Here is a 16,691-nt window from a genome sequence, read left to right on the forward strand (position 1 = left end):
GTGGCCGCGGCATGCGTATCAAAGCCATGATCGAACGTCGTTACCTTCTCGGCGGACTCGCGCTCGGCGGCGCCATCATCGGCGCACCGATGCTCTTCGCCAAATCGGCGCGGCCGAAAGCGCAGGCCGGTTGGCAGCTCAGCGACGCCGAGTGGAAAAAGCGCCTGTCGCCGCTTCAGTATCGCGTGCTGCGCGAAGCGGCGACCGAGCGCGCCTTCACCAGCCCGCTCGACAAGGAAAAGCGCGCCGGCACCTTCGTCTGCGCCGGCTGCGCGCTGCCGCTCTATTCGAGCAGGACCAAGTTCGACAGCGGCACGGGCTGGCCGAGCTTCTGGGCGCCGCTCAAAGGCGCGATCGGTACGTCGACCGACCGCGACCTCGGCTATGCGCGCACCGAGGTGCATTGCCGGCGCTGCGGCGGCCATCTCGGCCATGTCTTCAACGACGGGCCGAAACCGACGGGCAAGCGCTATTGCATGAACGGCGCCGCGCTCCGCTTTCGCGCCTCTTAGAAGCCGCGTGCATTAATCTGATCCGCATCCCCGAGCGAAGACGAGGGGCTCGTGCGAGCGGAGCGAGAACCGCGTAATCCCGCTGTCTCGACTTCGCTCGGGGATGCGGATGATTTAAAGCTTCGCAATTGGCTCTAAGTCACTCCGGCTTCACCCGCCATACCGCCAGCCCCGCAGGCGAGCTGATCGGCACCCCCTCGAGCCACGCCGGCGGCGTCCCCGCATAAAGCGCAGCAGCGAGCGAATCCTTGCGCGCGCGGCGATATTTGGTGAAATCATTGGCGGTGCGGCAAAAGACCACCAGCGTCGCCTGCTGCCCGCGTACCAGCGCCTCGGCCTTCGCCGGATCGCCCGCAAAGGCGCGGATCGTGTCGGCCATCGCGTGGCTGTTGCGGTGATGCGGCGTCGCAACGAGGTTGTGCCGCGTCCAGAAAACCAGCGGCGCGCCGAGGTCGATCGGCGTCAGCAACACCGTCGCCCGCAGATGATTGAGATCGGCGATCGCCGTGGGGTCGAGGCAGTTCGCTTTATAGGGATTGGCTTCGGCCTTCTCCGCCGCCCCGCGCTTCTCTTCCTCTTTGAGCGCGGGAACGAGCGGCGTCAGCACCGCCGCGACCGCCATGCTGCCAAGCAGCGGCAGCGTCAGCGCCGCCATCGCCGATGCGAGAATGCGCGGCACGGTCGACGCAATCGTCCGCGCCCGCGCCCAGGCGCGCAGCCCGAGCCAGGCGCAGCCCGGCAAGGCGAAGAGATGCGCGGTCGATACGGTACGGAATACGAACAAGGACAGCGCCGCCGCGCCCGCGAGTGCAACGATGACCGTCGCCCAGTTCCGCCGGTCCGCCGGTCCGGCACTATCGCGCCAGGCGAGAATCGCCCCCGCGAGGCCGACGAGCGACGGCACGAGCACATGGATCATGTCGTGCGGTTTCGCGACCCACAAAGGCTGGCCTTCGAGGACGCCGCGATACCAATATTGCACGACGATCGGGTCGAGCGCCGCGAAGGGACCGTTCGCGCATTGGGGCTCGGTCCAGACCAGCGCCCCCGCAGCCGCCACGCCGGCCAGCCCGAGCAGCGCGAAGCGGACCCAGACCGCAGCCGGATTGGCCCGTGCGGCGGCGAAACTCACCGCCGCCGCCGCGACGAACGCCGCCATATAGGGCGCTGACAAGGCATCGCACCAGCTTCCGACCAGCCCCACCGGACCGCGCGTCACGAACTGGAGCAGGATCGCCCCACCCGCGAGCGCGCCCATATAGCCGCAGAGACGCGCGCGATCGCCGTTCTTTCCGTTCAGCGCCCAGCGCAAGGCGGCAAGCCCAGCGAACAGCGCGACGACCGGCAGGCCTTCGATCGACACCGCGAGCAGCGCCGCCGCGAACAATCCGCCGAGCAGCCCCGCCTGCCAGGCTGCGGGGCGCAGCGCCTGCGCCATCACCAGCATCGCGAGGAAAATCTGCCAGCCATGATGGTCGACGCGCAGCGGCCGGAACTGCACGAGGATATAACCCGACATGATCAGGAACAGCGGCACCACATAGGCGATCCGGCGGTCGGAGAGGTTGCGGTAGCCGAGCGCGCACGCAACACTCAGCGCCGCGCCGAGCAGCGGCGGCCACAGCGCCATCACGATCCGCTCGGCCATCGCCTGCCCAAACAGCGGCTTCAGCAGCAATATGCCCGCTGCGAGCGGCGCGTCGACGATCCGCGACCAGTGCATCAGCACCCCGCCGCCCGCCGGATTGACGCGATATTGCGCGAGATCCCACCAGCTCTGCCCCGCAAGCAGGTCGCGCACCTGCGCCATGCGCATCGCATCGTCGGTGTCGGAAAGGTCGAGCGCCCCGATCGCCTGCCATTTGGCGCCGATCGCGATCAGGCTCATCAAGCCCCACACGATCAGCGCGATGCGCGCGGGCGTGAACCAGGGGCCGAGCTCGATGCCGCCCGAACCGGAAGCGGGCGGCGCGCCGGTCACGCAGCGGCGGCCCGGAACACGATATGGCGGCGCAGCAGATAGGTCGTCTGGAAACTCACGGCGATCGCCGCGAGCTTGGCGAGCCGCGGGTCGAGCCCCAGCGCGCTGCCGCCGCCGACGATCGCGGTGGTGACCGCGAGGCCGATCAGCGCCGAGCCGACGAAAAGCAATTTCTGGCGATGGCGTTCACCCGTGCCGCGCGCCGCGGCGCCGTCGGCGAAGACGAGCCGGCTCGAAATGACCCAGTGGACGAGAATCCCCGCGCAATAGCCCGTCCCCGACGCCTTCACCGGCGCCAGCCCGGCGTCGAGCAACAGCAGGAACAGCCCCGCATCGCTGCCGAGCGCGAGCCCGCTCGCGAGCAGATAATTGAGCCAGCGAATCTCGCCGCGCCGCACCGACGCGATCAATTTGGTCACAGGAAGCATGGCGCCGATCCCCCCGGCAAACAGCTCAGGCCGCCTTCGCGACGCGCGCCGGCACCTCGCGGACCGACGCCAGCGCCGCCTGTTCGCCCTCGGTACCGCTCTCATGATATTCGGCGTCCTCGTTGACGCCCCAGATATCATAGAGCTTCTCGCCCGCGACGATGTTGCGCACCGTCAGCATCGCGGTCATCATCGCATGATCCTGATTGTTGTATCGGTGCATGCCGTTGCGCCCGACCATGTGCAGCGTCGGGTAACGCGCCTCGAGCTCGCTCCGCATCGTTTCGACATGCGCGGCATAGTCATCGTCATAGACGGGATAGGCCTTTTCCTGCCGCACCACCGCGCCGCCGACGACGTCTTCGGGGTCGCAAAGCCCCAGGATTTCCATCTCCTTCGTCGCGAGCGCGATCAGACGCTCGTCGCTCGACGACCAGAGCCCGTCGCCCTCGAAACAGAAATATTCGAGGCCGACGCACGCGATCGCCGGATCGGGCACCATTTCGGGCGACCAGCTGCGGAAATTCTGCACCCGGCCGACCTGCACCTTGCTGTCGTGGATATAGATCCAGTTGTCGGGGAACAGATCCTCCGACCGGATCTTGAGCGCGACGGTCAGAAAGTCGCGATAATTGAGCTTGGGCGCCGCGGTGAGCGCGCACGCCGGCAGCGGATGGATCCGCGCCGCGAGTTCGCGCATCGGCGCCGAGCTGATGACATGGCCCGCATCGATCACGACGTCGCCGTCGGGTCCGGTCGCGGTCATCCGCCAGCGGCCGGTCTTCTGATCCTGCGTCAGCTGCTTGAAGCTGTGCGCCATCAGCACATGGTTGCCGCCTTGGGCGACCTTGTCGCGCGCGGCCTCCCACATCATGCCGGGGCCGAGCCGCGGATAGCGGAAGGTTTCGAGCAAGGTCTTGGTCGCCATGCCGTCATTGGGCTTTTTGTTGAGCCCGAGGCTGCGCTTCAGCCCGTCGATCACCGCGCCGCCGAGGCTCAGCCCCTTGATGCGCTGCGCCGCCCAGTCGGCCGACATTTCGTCGCACGGCATGCCCCACACCTTCTCGGTATAGGTTTTGAAAAAGATCGAATAGAGCTTTTTCCCGAACTGGTTGATCGTCCAGTCCTCGAAACTGCGCACCTGTTTCTTCGGCAGCAGCTTCGCCTTGGCATAGCTTATCATGCACAAGGTCGAGCGCACGACGCCGAGGTTCCACAGCGCCTCGAACGCCCGCAGCGGGTATGAATAGAATTTGCCTTCGTAATAGATACGGCTCATCCGCGGACGCTCGATGAAATCGTCAGGCAAAATCTCGTTCCACAGCTCGACGACTTCGCGGCTTTTCGAAAAGAAACGATGCCCGCCGATGTCGAACCGAAAGCCCTCATGCTCGACCGTCCGGCTGATCCCGCCGACGTAAACCGGATCCTTCTCGATCACCGTCACTTTATAGCCCTGCTGCGTCAGCAGATAGGCGGCGGTCAGCCCCGCAGGCCCCGCGCCGATGATGGCGACGTCGGCGCTCGTCGGACGATTTTCCGGCACTTGGGCGTTCATCACTTCAAATTCCCCCACACAGACAGATGCTGCCGGTCGCAATGGGGGAAACATGGCTAAGAACCGGTTAACGGGGCGGGGAATTTCGTGAGGATCGCGCGCTTTTTCCGGCGATATCGACGATACGATACACATGAAAGCCGCCCGACGAGAGCCTCGCTTGCGGCTCGAGCCAATCTATCGGCCGCCCTTCCAGCAGATGGGCCGCCAGTCCGCGCGGGCTGACGCGGGCAAGCGGCGCCAGTTCATTTTCGCAAAATACAAGATATCGCGCATTCTGTGCGCCGACCAATCGGCGCGCGGCGTCCGGCGGCGCGAGAAAGGCCGACAGGACGCGGTTGATCGCGGCATGATTGCGATGATGCCCCGTCGTCACCACGCTGTGCGGCGTACCGGCCAGCAAGGTGGGCGCGATATGGATCGACGAAAAGAGAAGCGCGGGAGGCTCGTCGGCGAGCGCCAAGTCCCCCCGCGACAGGCAGACCGGAGTGCTGCCGCTTTCGGTCGACCGCGTCGTCAACAAGGACAGGTTGAAACCCAGCGCGATATCGATCGTCGGCATCGACAGCAGCAGCAACAGCGTCCCGCACAGCCGGCGCCATGTGCTTGGCCCGGCATCACCCCAGCGCCAGAAGGCCACCGCCAATGCGGCAAAGGCCGGAATCATGAAGGCGTGGGCGACGGCGAGCGACCGTATCACCAACAGGGCCAGAATCGCGCTGCACAGGATCAGCACCGCGAGGCGCATCCAGTTTTCGGCTTCGGGACGGCCGCGGGCCCGGCGGCAGGCCCAGACGGTCGCCGCCCCGCCGACGGCGGTCGCGAGGCTGTACGCGATCATCCGCGCGGGTACCTGTTCCCAGAGGGGTCGTCCCTCGAGAATGGGTTCATACCAAAAGGTGCGGACAAGGGGCTCGAGCTCGCCGAAAGGCCCCGCGAGGCAGGAGGCGCCGGTCAGGCCGAAGCTTGCCGCAAACGCGACCCCCGCCGCCCCGACGATCGACACGCGCCGCGCGAGCGAGCCGGTCCAGCGCGCCGGCGCCGTCAGGAAAATCAGGAAGACCGCTCCCGCCAGCGCGGCGGCGGCGATATAGGGCAGCGAAAAGCTGTCGCAAAAGACGCTCGCCACATAGTGCGTGCCGCGCAGCGGCAACGACCACAGCGCCGGGAGCAGGATCATCCCCGCCGAAAAGCCGCGCAGCCGGCTCTCGCTCGCGGGATCGCGCAACCAGTCGAGGACAAAGAGCGCCCAGAAAATCCCCAGGAAAGGAAAGCCTTCGAGCGAAATCTCGACATAGATGCTCGCGACGAAGGCCGACAGAAATCCGTTCGCAAAGGACGCCGGGCGCAATGCGAGCCACAGAAGGACGACCGAAAGCAGCACTTGCCAATTGTGATGATCGATATTGAGCGGCGCGAAATGATGGAGATAGGTGATCGTCGTGGCCGCTATCGCGAGGCCGACAAGGACGAACGGCCGGTCGCCCAACATCTGCAATATCCGGGAAAAGACGAGCAGCAACGGCAATGCAAGCAGCGGCGGATAGGCCGCCAGCACCCAGCGCTCGGCCGTGCGCGGGTCGACGATCAGGCTCAGCAATTCGATCAGTCCAACGATCGGGGCATCGATGAACCGCGACCAATGCGTCAGTCCGCCGTTGCCCGGATTCGTGCGATATTGCGTTGTATCGAACCAGCTCTGCCCGGCGATCAGGTCGCGCACCTGCACGAGACGCATCGCATTGTCGGGATCGGAAAATGCCAGCGTCGCGATGGCGTCGCGATGGATATACAGGCTGGCCGCAACGAAGCCCAGCCACAGGATCAGCGCCAGCCGATCGGGGGAAAGCGCGGAAAAGGGATTCCGGTCATCGGGCGTTTTCGCTGTCGGTCCGGCCATTGGTTTCTTCCTGTGGCCATGTTTCAGCCCGCCGCGCTCCCTATGCCATGGCGCGCTAAAAACCGGTTAATGTCGCGATAGGGATATCAAAGACATGGATTTTTCGCCGATGAGGCGCCCGCGGGCTTGGGCGGCGGGCGGACCTCATGTAGACTCGCGCCGGCAAGGAGGCGCTCGGCAATGGCAGGCGGTCTGGCAATCGTATTGAGCGGCGGCGGCGCCAAGGGCGCCTTCCAGGTCGGCGTCGTCCACGAACTCGTCGTCAATCGCGGCGTCCGGCTCGACATCGTCGCCGGCGTCTCGACCGGCGCGATCCAGGCCTTGGGCGTCGCGCAGGACGATGTGCCCGCGCTGCTCGACGCCTGGCTCGGCATCCGCGGCAACAGTTCGATCTACAAATCGCGCCCGCTCGGCGTCGTCGGCGGGCTGCTCGGCGAGGATGCGCTTTACGACACCGGGCCCTTGAAGCGACTGCTCAAGGGCTTCGCGAACGAGACGAAATTGCGCGCGAGCGGGCGCAAGCTCCTGCTCGGCGTCGTCAATCTCGGCACCGGCACCTATCGCACGATCGACGAAAGCGTCCCCGGCATCCACAATTGGGTCTACGCCAGCTGCGCGATGCCGCTCTTCTTCGATCCCTTGAAGACGCGCGCACGCGACGGGACCGAGGAACAATGGGTCGACGGCGGCGTGCGCGACGTGACCCCTTTGAGTTCGGCGCTCCAAATGAACCCGCGCGGCGTGATCGCGGTGCGCGCCTCCCCCGCACCGCAGCCCGGTGCGGTGCGCACCTTCCCCAATCTCATCAAGATCGGGCTGCGCGCGGTCGACATCCTCCAGTCGGAGGTGTCGGCGAACGACCTCGCCGGAGCCGCGCTGATCAACGACCTGATCGCCGCGCGCGAGGGCCAGCTCCGCGCGCTCCAGAGCGAGGGCATCGGCGGCGCGCAGGCCGCGCGCATCCTCCGACCGCTCGACGTCCAGATCGCGCGCTACCGCTTCGCGCCGATCCGCATCATCGAGCCCGAGGAGGAGGTCGCCGAAACGCTCGAATTCAACCCCGCGAAAATCCGCGCAGCAATCGACGCCGGCCGCCGCGCCGTCGACCGCGAATGGGACGCGCTCGAACCGTTGCTGAGCTGAAATTGAAGGGCAGCTCCCGACCGGTTGGGCCATTGAGAGAAGAAAGCCCTTCCCCTTCAGGGGAGGGGCTAAATTGCCGCAACGTCCGCTCACCACCCCTAAACCGACATTCCCAGCCAACCCGCAATCGCCCCGCCCGCAACGATCGCCGGCGTCGCCCACGCGCCCTTGATGCGCCACACCACCACCAGCGCCGCCGCGAACAGCAACAGCGCAAACCACGGCTCCGCAACCCGCGCACCTGTCGCCTGCCCCAACTGCACGAAGGTCGCGGCAATGATCCCCACCACCGCCGCGGCGACCCCCGCCAGCAAGCGGTGCAGCGCCGGATTCTCGACGATCGCCTCGAGCCGCTCGAACAGGATCAGCGAAAAGGCGAAGGCGGGCAGGAACATGCCCGCGGTGATCGCCAGCGCGCCGCCCGGGCCGCCCGCGACATAGCCGACAAAGGTCGCGAAGATGACGAGCGGCGCCGGAAGCACGCCCGCGAGCGCGATGCCGTCGAGGAACGTCCCGTCGCCGATCCAGCCGCGCCCGACGGTGTCGGCGCGGACATAGGGGATCGCGGTATAGGCGCCGCCGAAGGTCAGCAGCCCGCCCTTCAGCCCCGCGACGAACAGCGCCGCGAGCGTCACGGGCGCCGCGGCCGTCGCCGGGCCGCTCGAAGCAGTTGTTGCCGTCAGATGGACCGCCGCCGCCACACCGGCCGCGGCGAGAATGACGGCAATCGCTGCAACCGGTCGATGCGACACCGCATAGGCGAGGCCGCCGGCGACGAGCGGAATCCAGAAGGCCACGCCTGCGAGCGTCGCGAGCAGGCTTGCGGCCGCAACGAGCGCGAGCAGGCGGTCCTCGACGATATGCTCGCCGATCCGCACCACCGCGCGCAGGATGACAGCGAGCACCACGACCTGCACGCCGAGCAGCATGCCCGACAGCCCGGCGCTTCCCGCGATCCAGCCGACATAGACCCACCCCGCGATCAGCATCAGCGCGAAACCCGGCAGCATGAATCCCAGCCCCGCGAGCAGCCCGCCGATCCGGCCGCGCGCAACCATGCCCAGATGCACGCAAAGCTCGTGCGCCTCGGGCCCGGGCAGGACCTGCAGCACCGCGAGCAGCCGGTTGAAGCGTGCCGGCTCGATCCAGCGCTCTTCCTCGATCAGCGCGTGCCGGATCATCGCGATCTGCGCGACCGGGCCGCCAAAGGCGAGGAATCCGAAACGCAGGAATTTCAGGAAGAGGGCCGTCAGGCTGAGTTCGGACGGGCGGGCTTGTGCAAGGTCGGTGGTCATATCAACGCTCCGAACGCCGCGAAAAGGCGGCGGGTGGAGCGGAACTTGGGCGAGCGCTTCGCCTGAACGGGCGTCCGCACCGGCCCGTTGCCGCCGCTATCGTCCGAAGCGGCGGCGAAGTCAATCGCGGTCGGGCGCGAACGGGGAAGTGCTGGGAGCGACCGCCGAACCGATGTCGAACGTCGCCATTCGATCGGAAGCCGCCCTATCCATCATCGTCACCCCGGACTTGATCCGGGGTGACGAAAGAAACGAATGTCCGCCTTCCACCCCGAACGCCTGACGACTACAACCCGCCATCTTGTTCGCCCGGCGGCCCGCGGGCAGTTTTGCTGCCGGACGGCGCTTCGTCCCGAATCGCAACGGCGCGGATCAACGGCTTCAGCACCATTGTCCCCAGCCTTACGCGCGGCGCTGCCTTGCCCGGCGCGGCGCCGGTCGAAAAGGCGCCATCGAGCCGCAGCGCCGCCGCCGAGACTTTGCCCGGCCGCACCGTGTAACGCCCGTAAGCCACGCCCTCGAACAGGAAATAGCCGTCGAACTCGGTCAGCGTTGCCGCGCGCACGCGCCCTTCGGCATCGACCAGTTCGACGCGCAGCCCTTCGACCACATGGCCGCCGTCGCGCCGGAAAATCCCCTCGATCTCGCCCGCCGCGACCATCGGCAACAGGACGCGCGTCGCGACCCCGGGCCGCGGCGCGACCACCACCCCCGGCAGCGCGGGCTGAACATAGGGATCGGGCAGGCTCCCCGCGTCGATGCCGATCATCACCGCGCGGAACGGCTCGAGCCCGTCGATCGTCCCGCGCCCTTCGCTGTCGGTCGCCGCATCGACAAGGGCGTTGCCCGCGGTCAGCGGCACGGCGGGCAGCGCCGCCTCGCCCGGCTGGCGCACCCCGTCGCCATTTTCGTCCATCCAGACATCGGCGATCACCTGCCCGCGGCTCGCGAGCTTCTCGGCCGATACGCGCCAGCCGCCGGCGGATTTCGGCCCGAAGCTGAACGCGAGCGCCAGCGATGCCGCGACCGATCCGTCGCTCGCGACCTCGCCGAAGCCGCTGAGCTGCAACTTGTTGAAACGGCGTGTATAACCAAGCCCGGCGCGCGCGCGGTCGAGTCCGCGGTCATAACCGAGTTCGGCGCGCCATTCGGCCTCGCCCTTCCCCGCCCATTCACCGATCAGCGCCATGCGCGTGTCGCTATTTTCGCCCGACAGCGCAAAGCGCGCCTCGCCGCGGACGCGCACTCGCCCGATCCGGGCGTTGGCCAGCAGGCTCGCGATCAGATTGTCGGGCGGGTCGGGGCCGATCGGCGCCTTGGTCCGGCTCCAGTCGAGCTGCCCGGTGAAGGTCATCGCGCGGAAACTCGCCGACGCGCGCGCGCTCGCCTCGATGCTGTCGCCTCCCGACCATCGCTCGACCTGCCGCACGTCGAAGTGGAGCGGCAATATCGTCCGCCCGAGCTTCACCGACTGGTCGACCGACACCGAATATATGGCGTTGATATTGGAAAATAAACGGTCCGACACGAAGCCGCCCCAGCCGCGCAGCGCATCGGCGCGCACATAAGTCTCGCCGAACGCCGCGAGCCAGCTCGCGCGCGCGGCGACGCCGCCCTTCTGTTCATAGCTGCCGCCGACCTCGAGCAGGGTCGGTCCGATCGAGCGCCGCAGCGCGAGCTCGCCATAATTGTAGCGGACATTCTCGATCAGCAGGCTGTGCAGATAGGCCGAAGCCGACGTGCGCGTATCGAGCCCGCGCTCGATCCCCGCCGTCCCGCGCCACCCGCGCCGGAACGCGCCGCGCCGCCGGCCGCCGAAGTCGATCAGGTCGGCATTTTCCTGCGCGACGCCCGCCCAATACCAGCTCTGCTGCGGCGGGATCGAATCGAGCCCCACCTGCACCTGCTTGATTTCGCGCCTTATCTGCCCCTGCGGCCCGTACAGTATGATCTCGAAGCGGTTCGCGCCATATTGCAACGGCACGTCGATGAACGCGTAACGCCCGTCGCTATTCGGGCTCGTGAAAGCGAGCAGCTGGCCGTTGCGATACAGTTCGGCATCCCAGCCCGCGGGCAAATCGCCGCGAAAATCGGTCTTGTCGAACGCGTCGGGGCGCTCGACCGGGCGGTTGGTCAGCACCGCGCCGCGCCCCGGCGTCGACGCCGCGACGATTCCCGTCGACAGCAGGCTGACGTCGCCGACGCCATAATGCGTCGCCTTCAACGACCCGAGCAGCCGCCCTTGCGCGTCGGTGCGATAGAGCCGCATCCGCAGACTGTCGGGAACGCCCTCATTGTCCGACGACAGCCGCGCGTCGAAGCTCTGCGCGAGCAGCTCGCCCGCCGCGAAAATCTCGTAGCGCCCCTGCCCATAGGATCCGCCGCGCTTGTCCGACACCGCGCCGACCGACGCGACGACATCGACCGACGGCGTCGCCCACGCCTGATACGGCCGCGCCGCCTGCGGTAGAGTGGCAAGATCGAATTGCGCTTGCGGGCGGATCGACGCCGCGCGCGCGCGGCGTTCGGCTGCGAGCTGGAACGGCAGCTTCTCCTTCGCATCGACGCGCAGCACCGCGTTCGACAGATCGGCGGTCAGCGGCACGCCGAGCCACGCGTTCAGACTGTCCAGATCGACGCACCAGCCCGCCGCCGTGTCGCGGATCGTCGTCGCGGCGAGGCGGAAACGCTCGCTCCCCGCGCGCACCTCGCCCGTCTCGCGGTCGATCGTCAGGCTGCGCCGCTCGTCGAACACCCAGCCGGTTGCGCGGCGCAACTTCTTATCGACGCGCACCGCGAGGTCGAGCGCGAGCACGACATCGCCCAGGTCGACGCAAATCCCCTGCGGCGTCTGATAGCCGCGCACCCCGTCGCCGAGCCGATACTGACCCGAGCGCACATCGAACAGCCAGCTGTCGTCGGCATTCGGCGCCCACGCCGCCGCGGTGGGAGAAACCGGCATTCGCTCGGCGGCTTCGGCGCCGGCGGGCGCGAGTCCCGCCAGCGCCAGCGCGGCGACGATGAAGCGCCCCCACCGCATCACGGCCGCACCTGAACTGTCCGTCCGCTTCCTACTTCACAATGCGCTCGGCTTCGTCGATCGTCCCGCCGCCGATTTCGCGGTCCTCCGAATAGCGGATGCGCACCGGCCCCTTCAGCTTTGCCGCGACATCGTCCGGCACGCGCAGCGACACCGTGCGCGCGGCGACCTCGGGATAGACCGCGATGCCGCGCGCGACGAGCAAAGGCTCGGCGACCCCCGGCCGCGTCACCTCGATATCGCCATAGACCGAGCGGCCACCCGTCCGCGACAGATCGAAATTGAACGCCGGCCCTTCGGCACCTTCGCTCACCCACGCGTCGCCGATCGCCGCCTCGGCGCCGAGGTCGCCGACGCGCACGATCACCGGGATCGTGATTCCGTAGATCGGGGTGAGCGCGATCGACACCCCCGTGCTCGCGGGCTTCGCTTCGGCCGCATTCGTCGCCACCGCGTCGGGAACCGCGCGAAACAGCATATGCGCGCGATATTCGCCCGCCGGCGTCCCCTCGGGCACGCGCACCCCGACGCGCACGACCTGCGGCTGGTTCGGCGGCAGCGTGACGCGGCGCGGGCTGAAGACGATCATGTCGAGCGCCGCGCGCTCGGCGGGCGTGATATTTTCCTCGGCGATCTCGTCGAGCCCGCCCACGGCGGTCATCCGCTTGATCTCGAGGCTGATGCGATAGGTCGCGGGCTCGCTGCCGATATTATTGAGCACCACTTCGGTCCCGCGCGATCCGTCGAGGATGACCCGCGTCGGCGCGACGAGCAGGTCGCCCGCCGCATGGGCGGGAGCGGCCGCGGCGCCGAGCGCGGCCGCGGTGGACAGGCCAAGGGCCTTCAGAAAGCGAAACATTGGTCACGATCCCCACAATCGTCCGGGAAGCGGCCCCACACCGTCCCGATGGTCGCATCCTGCTTGCGCTTACATGGTTGATATTTCGCTAACCATCGCCGTCACGGGCGCAAAAAAAGGGGCCGCCCGGCGCGCGCCCGGCGGCCCCATTTACACGGCTGGCGGGTCTCGGCCCGCCAGGCCCCCCAAATTTACTGATAGTTGGCGGTGACGTTGAACGTCCCCGAATAGTCACCCGACGCCTGATTGGCGCCGACGCTCAGCGTGCCGCCGATCTGAAAGCTGCCGCCCGTCGCGCCCAGCGTGATGTTCGGCGCCGAATAGGTCAGCGTCGACGTCATCGAGCCGCCGAGCGAGCCGTTGAGCGTCACGCTCGAATCGCCGCCGACGAGCACGACCGCACCGCTGGTGCCCGCGACGTCGAAACTGCCCGCCGCCGTCGTCCCGGTGCAGGTCAGCCCCGCGCCGCAAGTGACGCCGCCCGCGGTCGACACCGCGACGGTCGACGCGGTCGCGCCGCTGATGATCGTCGCATATTGCAGGTCGCTGGTCTTGGTGAGCGTGATCTGGCGAAGGATCTTGGCCGTCGCCGTGCCCGTGGCTGTCGCCGCATGCGCCGCCGGGGCGTTCATGGCGAGAGCAGCAATCGCGGCGCCCAGCAGGGCGCGCTTCATTCCGAATTTGCGCATATGATTGGTCCCTTGAATTCGGTCGATATTCGAATGGAAATCCCACCCCATTCACCGACCCGTTTAGGCCGCGACCTGTTCAGCTTTTGCCAGCAAGCTTGGTTAACGGCGCAACAAGGGCTTGCGCGCACAAAGCGATATATCCATTAATTATCAATTGTTTAGATCGTTTTTCAAGCGCGCAAGGAACGCCCTTTTTCTGCTTTGACGGCCCGAACTGGCACATTCCAACGCCCACGACGCGAATCAGATCCCTTCGCCCGAAAGCCGCTGGCAGATCATGTCGAGCTGGTCGAGCGACGCGAATTTCAGCGTCAGCGCGCCCTTGCCCTCGCCCGCATATTGGATCGCCACCCCGATGCCGAGCAGTTCGGACAGGTGGCGTTCGACCGCGACGATGTCGGGATCGCGCCCACCATCCATGCTCTTATATTCGAGCGGTCCCTTGGGCGGCGGCGCATCGCCGCGCTTGCCCGCGCGCACCAGCGCCTCGACCGCGCGCACCGACAGGCCTTCCTTTGCGACGCGGCGCGCGATCGCTTCGGCGTCTTCGGCACCGATCAGCGCGCGCGCGTGACCCATCGCGAGCGATCCGTCGCCGACGAGCGCCTGCACGGCTTGGGGCAGGTCGAGCAGGCGCATCAAATTGGCGACATGGCTGCGCGATTTGCCGACCAGCTTCGCCAGCGCTTCCTGATTATGCCCGAAATCCTCGATCAGCCGGCGATACGCGCTCGCCTCTTCGATCGCATTGAGGTCCTGGCGCTGGATATTCTCGACCAGCGCGATCTCATAGGTCGCGGCGTCGTCGAGTTCGCGCACGAGCGCGGGAATCTGGTGCAGGCCCGCGCGCTGCGCCGCGCGCCAGCGCCGTTCGCCCGCGACGAGCTGGAAACCCTCGCCATCCGGCGACCGGCGCACGATGATCGGCTGGAGCAATCCGCGCAGCCCGATCGAATCGGCGAGTTCGGCGATCGCATTCTCGTCAAAATGGCGCCGCGGCTGCCCGGGCAGCGGTCGAATCGCGCCGACGGGAACATGCTGCACCGCATCGCCCACCACCGGCGCCGCGCGCGCCGCGCTTCCGGGGGTCGCGAGCACCGGCGCTTCGACCGCCGCGTCGCCGAACAGCGCGTTCAGCCCGCGGCCGAGCCCCGAGGGGCGTTTGCGAATCGGCGTTGCGCCACTTTCTTTTTCATTATCAGCCATTTATGCCGCCTTGCGGATTTCGGGGAGCCGGTCGATCAGCTCGCGCGCGAGCGCGATATAGGCCGCCGACCCGGCGCAGCGATGATCGTAGATCAGCGCCGGCAGGCCGTGGCTCGGCGCTTCGGACAGGCGCACATTGCGCGGGATCACCGTGTCGAACACCACCGGGCCCAGCACCTCGCGCACATCGTCGGACACTTGGTCGGTCAGCCGGTTGCGCCGGTCGAACATGGTCAGCGCGACGCCGAGGATCGACAATTTCTGGTTGAAGCGCTCGCGCACGCGCTCGACCGTGGTGAGCAGCTGGCTCAGCCCCTCGAGCGCGAAAAATTCGCATTGGAGCGGCACGATCAGCGATTCGGCGGCGATCAACGCGTTGAGCGTCAACATGCCCAGCGACGGCGGACAATCGATCAGGCAGATGTCCCACTGCCCCGCTTCGGCGCCCGACAAGGCTTGCTGGAGCCGGTGGAGCCGGTCCTGAAATTCGATCAGCTCGATTTCGGCGCCCGACAGGTCGACCGTCGCGCTGACGATGTCGAGCCGCGGCACCGCGGTCGGAATCGCGCATTCGGCGACCGTCGCGTCGCCGCGCAGCAGCTCGTAACTCGAATATTCGCGCTGCGACTGCTTGATCCCGAGGCCGGTCGAGGCATTGCCCTGCGGATCGAGGTCGATGATCAGCGTGCGCCATCCGGTCGCCGCGAGCGCGGTCGCCAGATTGATCGCCGTCGTCGTCTTGCCGACCCCACCCTTCTGGTTCGCCACGGCAATGCGGATCATCGCTTTCCTCGCTGTTTTGCTAAGGGTCGAAACCCGGTAGTTGCACGTTCGAGGCGTCGAAATGGCGAAGATATCGGCTTCGCGGGGCCGCAGCGCATGGTGGTTCCATCTGCAAGGCCGCGCGGAGACGAGATCGAAGCCATTTCGACGTCCCTTCGGGATTTGACCGATTTTGTCCATTGCGTTGTCGGCAAGTTTGGAAATATCGACATATTCCTGCGCCTTGCCTCCTCACACTGAACAAAATCGCTTCAAACCTCGATCGTGCAACTACCGGGTTTCGACCCTTAATTTTCCGGTTCCGACCAGAATCCGGCTGTCGGCGTCGGTGCGGCTCTGTTCCACGTGGAACATTCTCTGCCATGGCTCGGGCAGCAAAGCCAGTTCCTTAACCGCGTTTCGGCCTTTTGGCAGCAGCCAGTGCGTCGATTCGGTGGAAAAACGGGCGGATAAGTCGATGAGCTTGTCGAGCGGCGCAAAGGCGCGCGCGCTGATCGTCGCCGCGCGCCGCGTTTCGACACGCTCGAGCGGCGCCTCGGCGACCTCGACATGCCCCAGCCCCAACGCGTCAGCGACCGCGCGCAAGAATTCGCACCGCCTTTTGCGCGATTCGACGAGCAGCATTGGTCGCGCGCTCAGAATCGCGACAACCAGCCCCGGCAACCCCGGCCCGCTCCCCAAATCGACCCAAAGCCCCTCGCCCTCGGTATCGAGCGCCAGAAGCTGCGCACTGTCGGCGATATGCCGCACCCAGATCGTCGGAATCGTCGACGCCGCGATCAGATTCTGTCGGTCATTCTCGGCGATTAGCATTTGGGCGAAGCGATCGAGCCGCGCCCATTGATCGGCGGTCGGCGAAAACGCGGCCCCGATCCAGGTCCTTGCTTCATCTTCGCTCATCAGAATCCCGCCGTCTGTATTCACCAGCTACCCGCCCATATTTCGTCATTCCCGCCGAAGCGGAAATCCAGCCACTCTTCACGCCCTAGCGCCTTTGCATGCGGCATTGAAAGCCTCATGCCCAAACGAGACGGGACACATCTCCCCCGTCACCCCGGATTGGATCCGGGGTCCATGACTTCGGCGCTACAAATGGATCCCGGATCAAGTCGAACGAGCCACGAGTCTCGTTCGAGGATGACAACGAGAATCAACTGACGGCGAATGTCATTGTGCACCCCGGCGAAAGCCCGAGCCCAGTTGCACCGCCTGAAAGGGTGCTTTCGTCCGTGGCCTACCAAGGGGACCGCTCTCGGTGGCTTGCGGACATCGTTCCAACCCCGTTCGCATCGAG

Annotated in this window: 13 protein-coding genes; 2 read left to right on the top strand and 11 right to left on the bottom strand. The window is 66.7% G+C overall.

The features are described 5' to 3' along the window. Nucleotides 1-89 precede the first annotated feature (89 nt). Nucleotides 90-512: a peptide-methionine (R)-S-oxide reductase MsrB gene (gene msrB, locus FG95_RS17300; RefSeq protein WP_409581487.1), complete on the top strand. Its 423-nt coding sequence runs from the start codon at nucleotides 90-92 to the stop codon at nucleotides 510-512. A 139-nt stretch (nucleotides 513-651) separates the two neighbouring features. Here the strand turns inward: msrB and FG95_RS17305 are convergent, their stop codons facing one another. The 4 genes from FG95_RS17305 to FG95_RS17320 all read right to left on the bottom strand — a co-directional run bounded on the left by FG95_RS17305 (nucleotide 652) and on the right by FG95_RS17320 (nucleotide 6,379). Next, nucleotides 652-2,493: a hypothetical protein gene (locus FG95_RS17305; protein WP_052182468.1), complete on the bottom strand. Its 1,842-nt coding sequence runs from the start codon at nucleotides 2,491-2,493 to the stop codon at nucleotides 652-654. Continuing rightward, nucleotides 2,490-2,921: a GtrA family protein gene (locus FG95_RS17310; RefSeq protein WP_052182469.1), complete on the bottom strand. Its 432-nt coding sequence runs from the start codon at nucleotides 2,919-2,921 to the stop codon at nucleotides 2,490-2,492. Before FG95_RS17310 ends, FG95_RS17305 begins: the two co-directional genes overlap by 4 nt. A gap of 25 nt (nucleotides 2,922-2,946) precedes the next feature. Continuing rightward, nucleotides 2,947-4,479: an NAD(P)/FAD-dependent oxidoreductase gene (locus FG95_RS17315; protein WP_037557473.1), complete on the bottom strand. Its 1,533-nt coding sequence runs from the start codon at nucleotides 4,477-4,479 to the stop codon at nucleotides 2,947-2,949. Nucleotides 4,480-4,546: 67 nt separating this feature from the next. Further along, nucleotides 4,547-6,379, bottom strand: a complete 1,833-nt coding sequence (locus tag FG95_RS17320; RefSeq protein WP_037557474.1) for a hypothetical protein — start codon at nucleotides 6,377-6,379, stop codon at nucleotides 4,547-4,549. Nucleotides 6,380-6,559: 180 nt separating this feature from the next. Here FG95_RS17320 and FG95_RS17325 point away from each other — a divergent pair, with 180 nt between their 5' ends. After that, nucleotides 6,560-7,522, top strand: coding sequence for a patatin-like phospholipase family protein (locus FG95_RS17325; RefSeq protein ID WP_081933222.1), 963 nt, complete (start codon nucleotides 6,560-6,562; stop codon nucleotides 7,520-7,522). A 98-nt stretch (nucleotides 7,523-7,620) separates the two neighbouring features. On the opposite strand, the gene chrA is transcribed toward FG95_RS17325, so the two are convergent. The 7 genes from chrA to rsmG all read right to left on the bottom strand — a co-directional run bounded on the left by chrA (nucleotide 7,621) and on the right by rsmG (nucleotide 16,297). Next, nucleotides 7,621-8,817: a chromate efflux transporter gene (gene chrA, locus FG95_RS17330; RefSeq protein ID WP_037557478.1), complete on the bottom strand. Its 1,197-nt coding sequence runs from the start codon at nucleotides 8,815-8,817 to the stop codon at nucleotides 7,621-7,623. A gap of 286 nt (nucleotides 8,818-9,103) precedes the next feature. Beyond that, the gene (locus tag FG95_RS17335) at nucleotides 9,104-11,857 is read right to left on the bottom strand and encodes an MSCRAMM family protein (protein ID WP_037557479.1); all 2,754 of its coding nucleotides are present in this window, start codon (nucleotides 11,855-11,857) and stop codon (nucleotides 9,104-9,106) included. Between the two features lie 31 nt (nucleotides 11,858-11,888). Beyond that, nucleotides 11,889-12,716, bottom strand: a complete 828-nt coding sequence (locus FG95_RS17340) for a fimbrial biogenesis chaperone (RefSeq protein ID WP_037557480.1) — start codon at nucleotides 12,714-12,716, stop codon at nucleotides 11,889-11,891. Nucleotides 12,717-12,907: 191 nt separating this feature from the next. Then, entirely contained in the window at nucleotides 12,908-13,405 is a 498-nt protein-coding gene (locus FG95_RS17345; protein ID WP_037557523.1) for a DUF4402 domain-containing protein, read from the bottom strand. Between the two features lie 246 nt (nucleotides 13,406-13,651). Next, entirely contained in the window at nucleotides 13,652-14,614 is a 963-nt protein-coding gene (locus tag FG95_RS17350; protein WP_037557481.1) for a ParB/RepB/Spo0J family partition protein, read from the bottom strand. Next, a complete protein-coding gene (locus tag FG95_RS17355; protein WP_037557482.1) occupies nucleotides 14,615-15,397 on the bottom strand; it encodes a ParA family protein in 783 nt (260 codons plus the stop codon). 270 nt (nucleotides 15,398-15,667) lie between these two features. After that, nucleotides 15,668-16,297 (bottom strand): 16S rRNA (guanine(527)-N(7))-methyltransferase RsmG, encoded by a 630-nt coding sequence (gene rsmG, locus FG95_RS17360; RefSeq protein WP_037557524.1) that lies wholly within the window; start codon nucleotides 16,295-16,297, stop codon nucleotides 15,668-15,670. Nucleotides 16,298-16,691 lie beyond the last annotated feature (394 nt).

This window comes from Sphingopyxis sp. LC363 (assembly GCF_000756385.1).
Taxonomy (GTDB): domain Bacteria; phylum Pseudomonadota; class Alphaproteobacteria; order Sphingomonadales; family Sphingomonadaceae; genus Sphingopyxis.

Bases quoted from the DNA above. Each gene is read 5' to 3' on its own strand.
- msrB (WP_409581487.1), top strand. From the start codon at position 90: ATGCTCTTCGCCAAATCGGCGCGGCCGAAAGCGCAGGCCGGTTGGCAG.
- FG95_RS17325 (WP_081933222.1), top strand. From the start codon at position 6,560: ATGGCAGGCGGTCTGGCAATCGTATTGAGCGGCGGCGGCGCCAAGGGC.
- FG95_RS17315 (WP_037557473.1), bottom strand. From the start codon at position 4,479: ATGAACGCCCAAGTGCCGGAAAATCGTCCGACGAGCGCCGACGTCGCC.
- FG95_RS17320 (WP_037557474.1), bottom strand. From the start codon at position 6,379: ATGGCCGGACCGACAGCGAAAACGCCCGATGACCGGAATCCCTTTTCC.
- rsmG (WP_037557524.1), bottom strand. From the start codon at position 16,297: ATGAGCGAAGATGAAGCAAGGACCTGGATCGGGGCCGCGTTTTCGCCG.
- FG95_RS17340 (WP_037557480.1), bottom strand. From the start codon at position 12,716: ATGTTTCGCTTTCTGAAGGCCCTTGGCCTGTCCACCGCGGCCGCGCTC.
- FG95_RS17335 (WP_037557479.1), bottom strand. From the start codon at position 11,857: ATGCGGTGGGGGCGCTTCATCGTCGCCGCGCTGGCGCTGGCGGGACTC.
- FG95_RS17310 (WP_052182469.1), bottom strand. From the start codon at position 2,921: ATGCTTCCTGTGACCAAATTGATCGCGTCGGTGCGGCGCGGCGAGATT.
- chrA (WP_037557478.1), bottom strand. From the start codon at position 8,817: ATGACCACCGACCTTGCACAAGCCCGCCCGTCCGAACTCAGCCTGACG.
- FG95_RS17350 (WP_037557481.1), bottom strand. From the start codon at position 14,614: ATGGCTGATAATGAAAAAGAAAGTGGCGCAACGCCGATTCGCAAACGC.
- FG95_RS17355 (WP_037557482.1), bottom strand. From the start codon at position 15,397: ATGATCCGCATTGCCGTGGCGAACCAGAAGGGTGGGGTCGGCAAGACG.
- FG95_RS17345 (WP_037557523.1), bottom strand. From the start codon at position 13,405: ATGCGCAAATTCGGAATGAAGCGCGCCCTGCTGGGCGCCGCGATTGCT.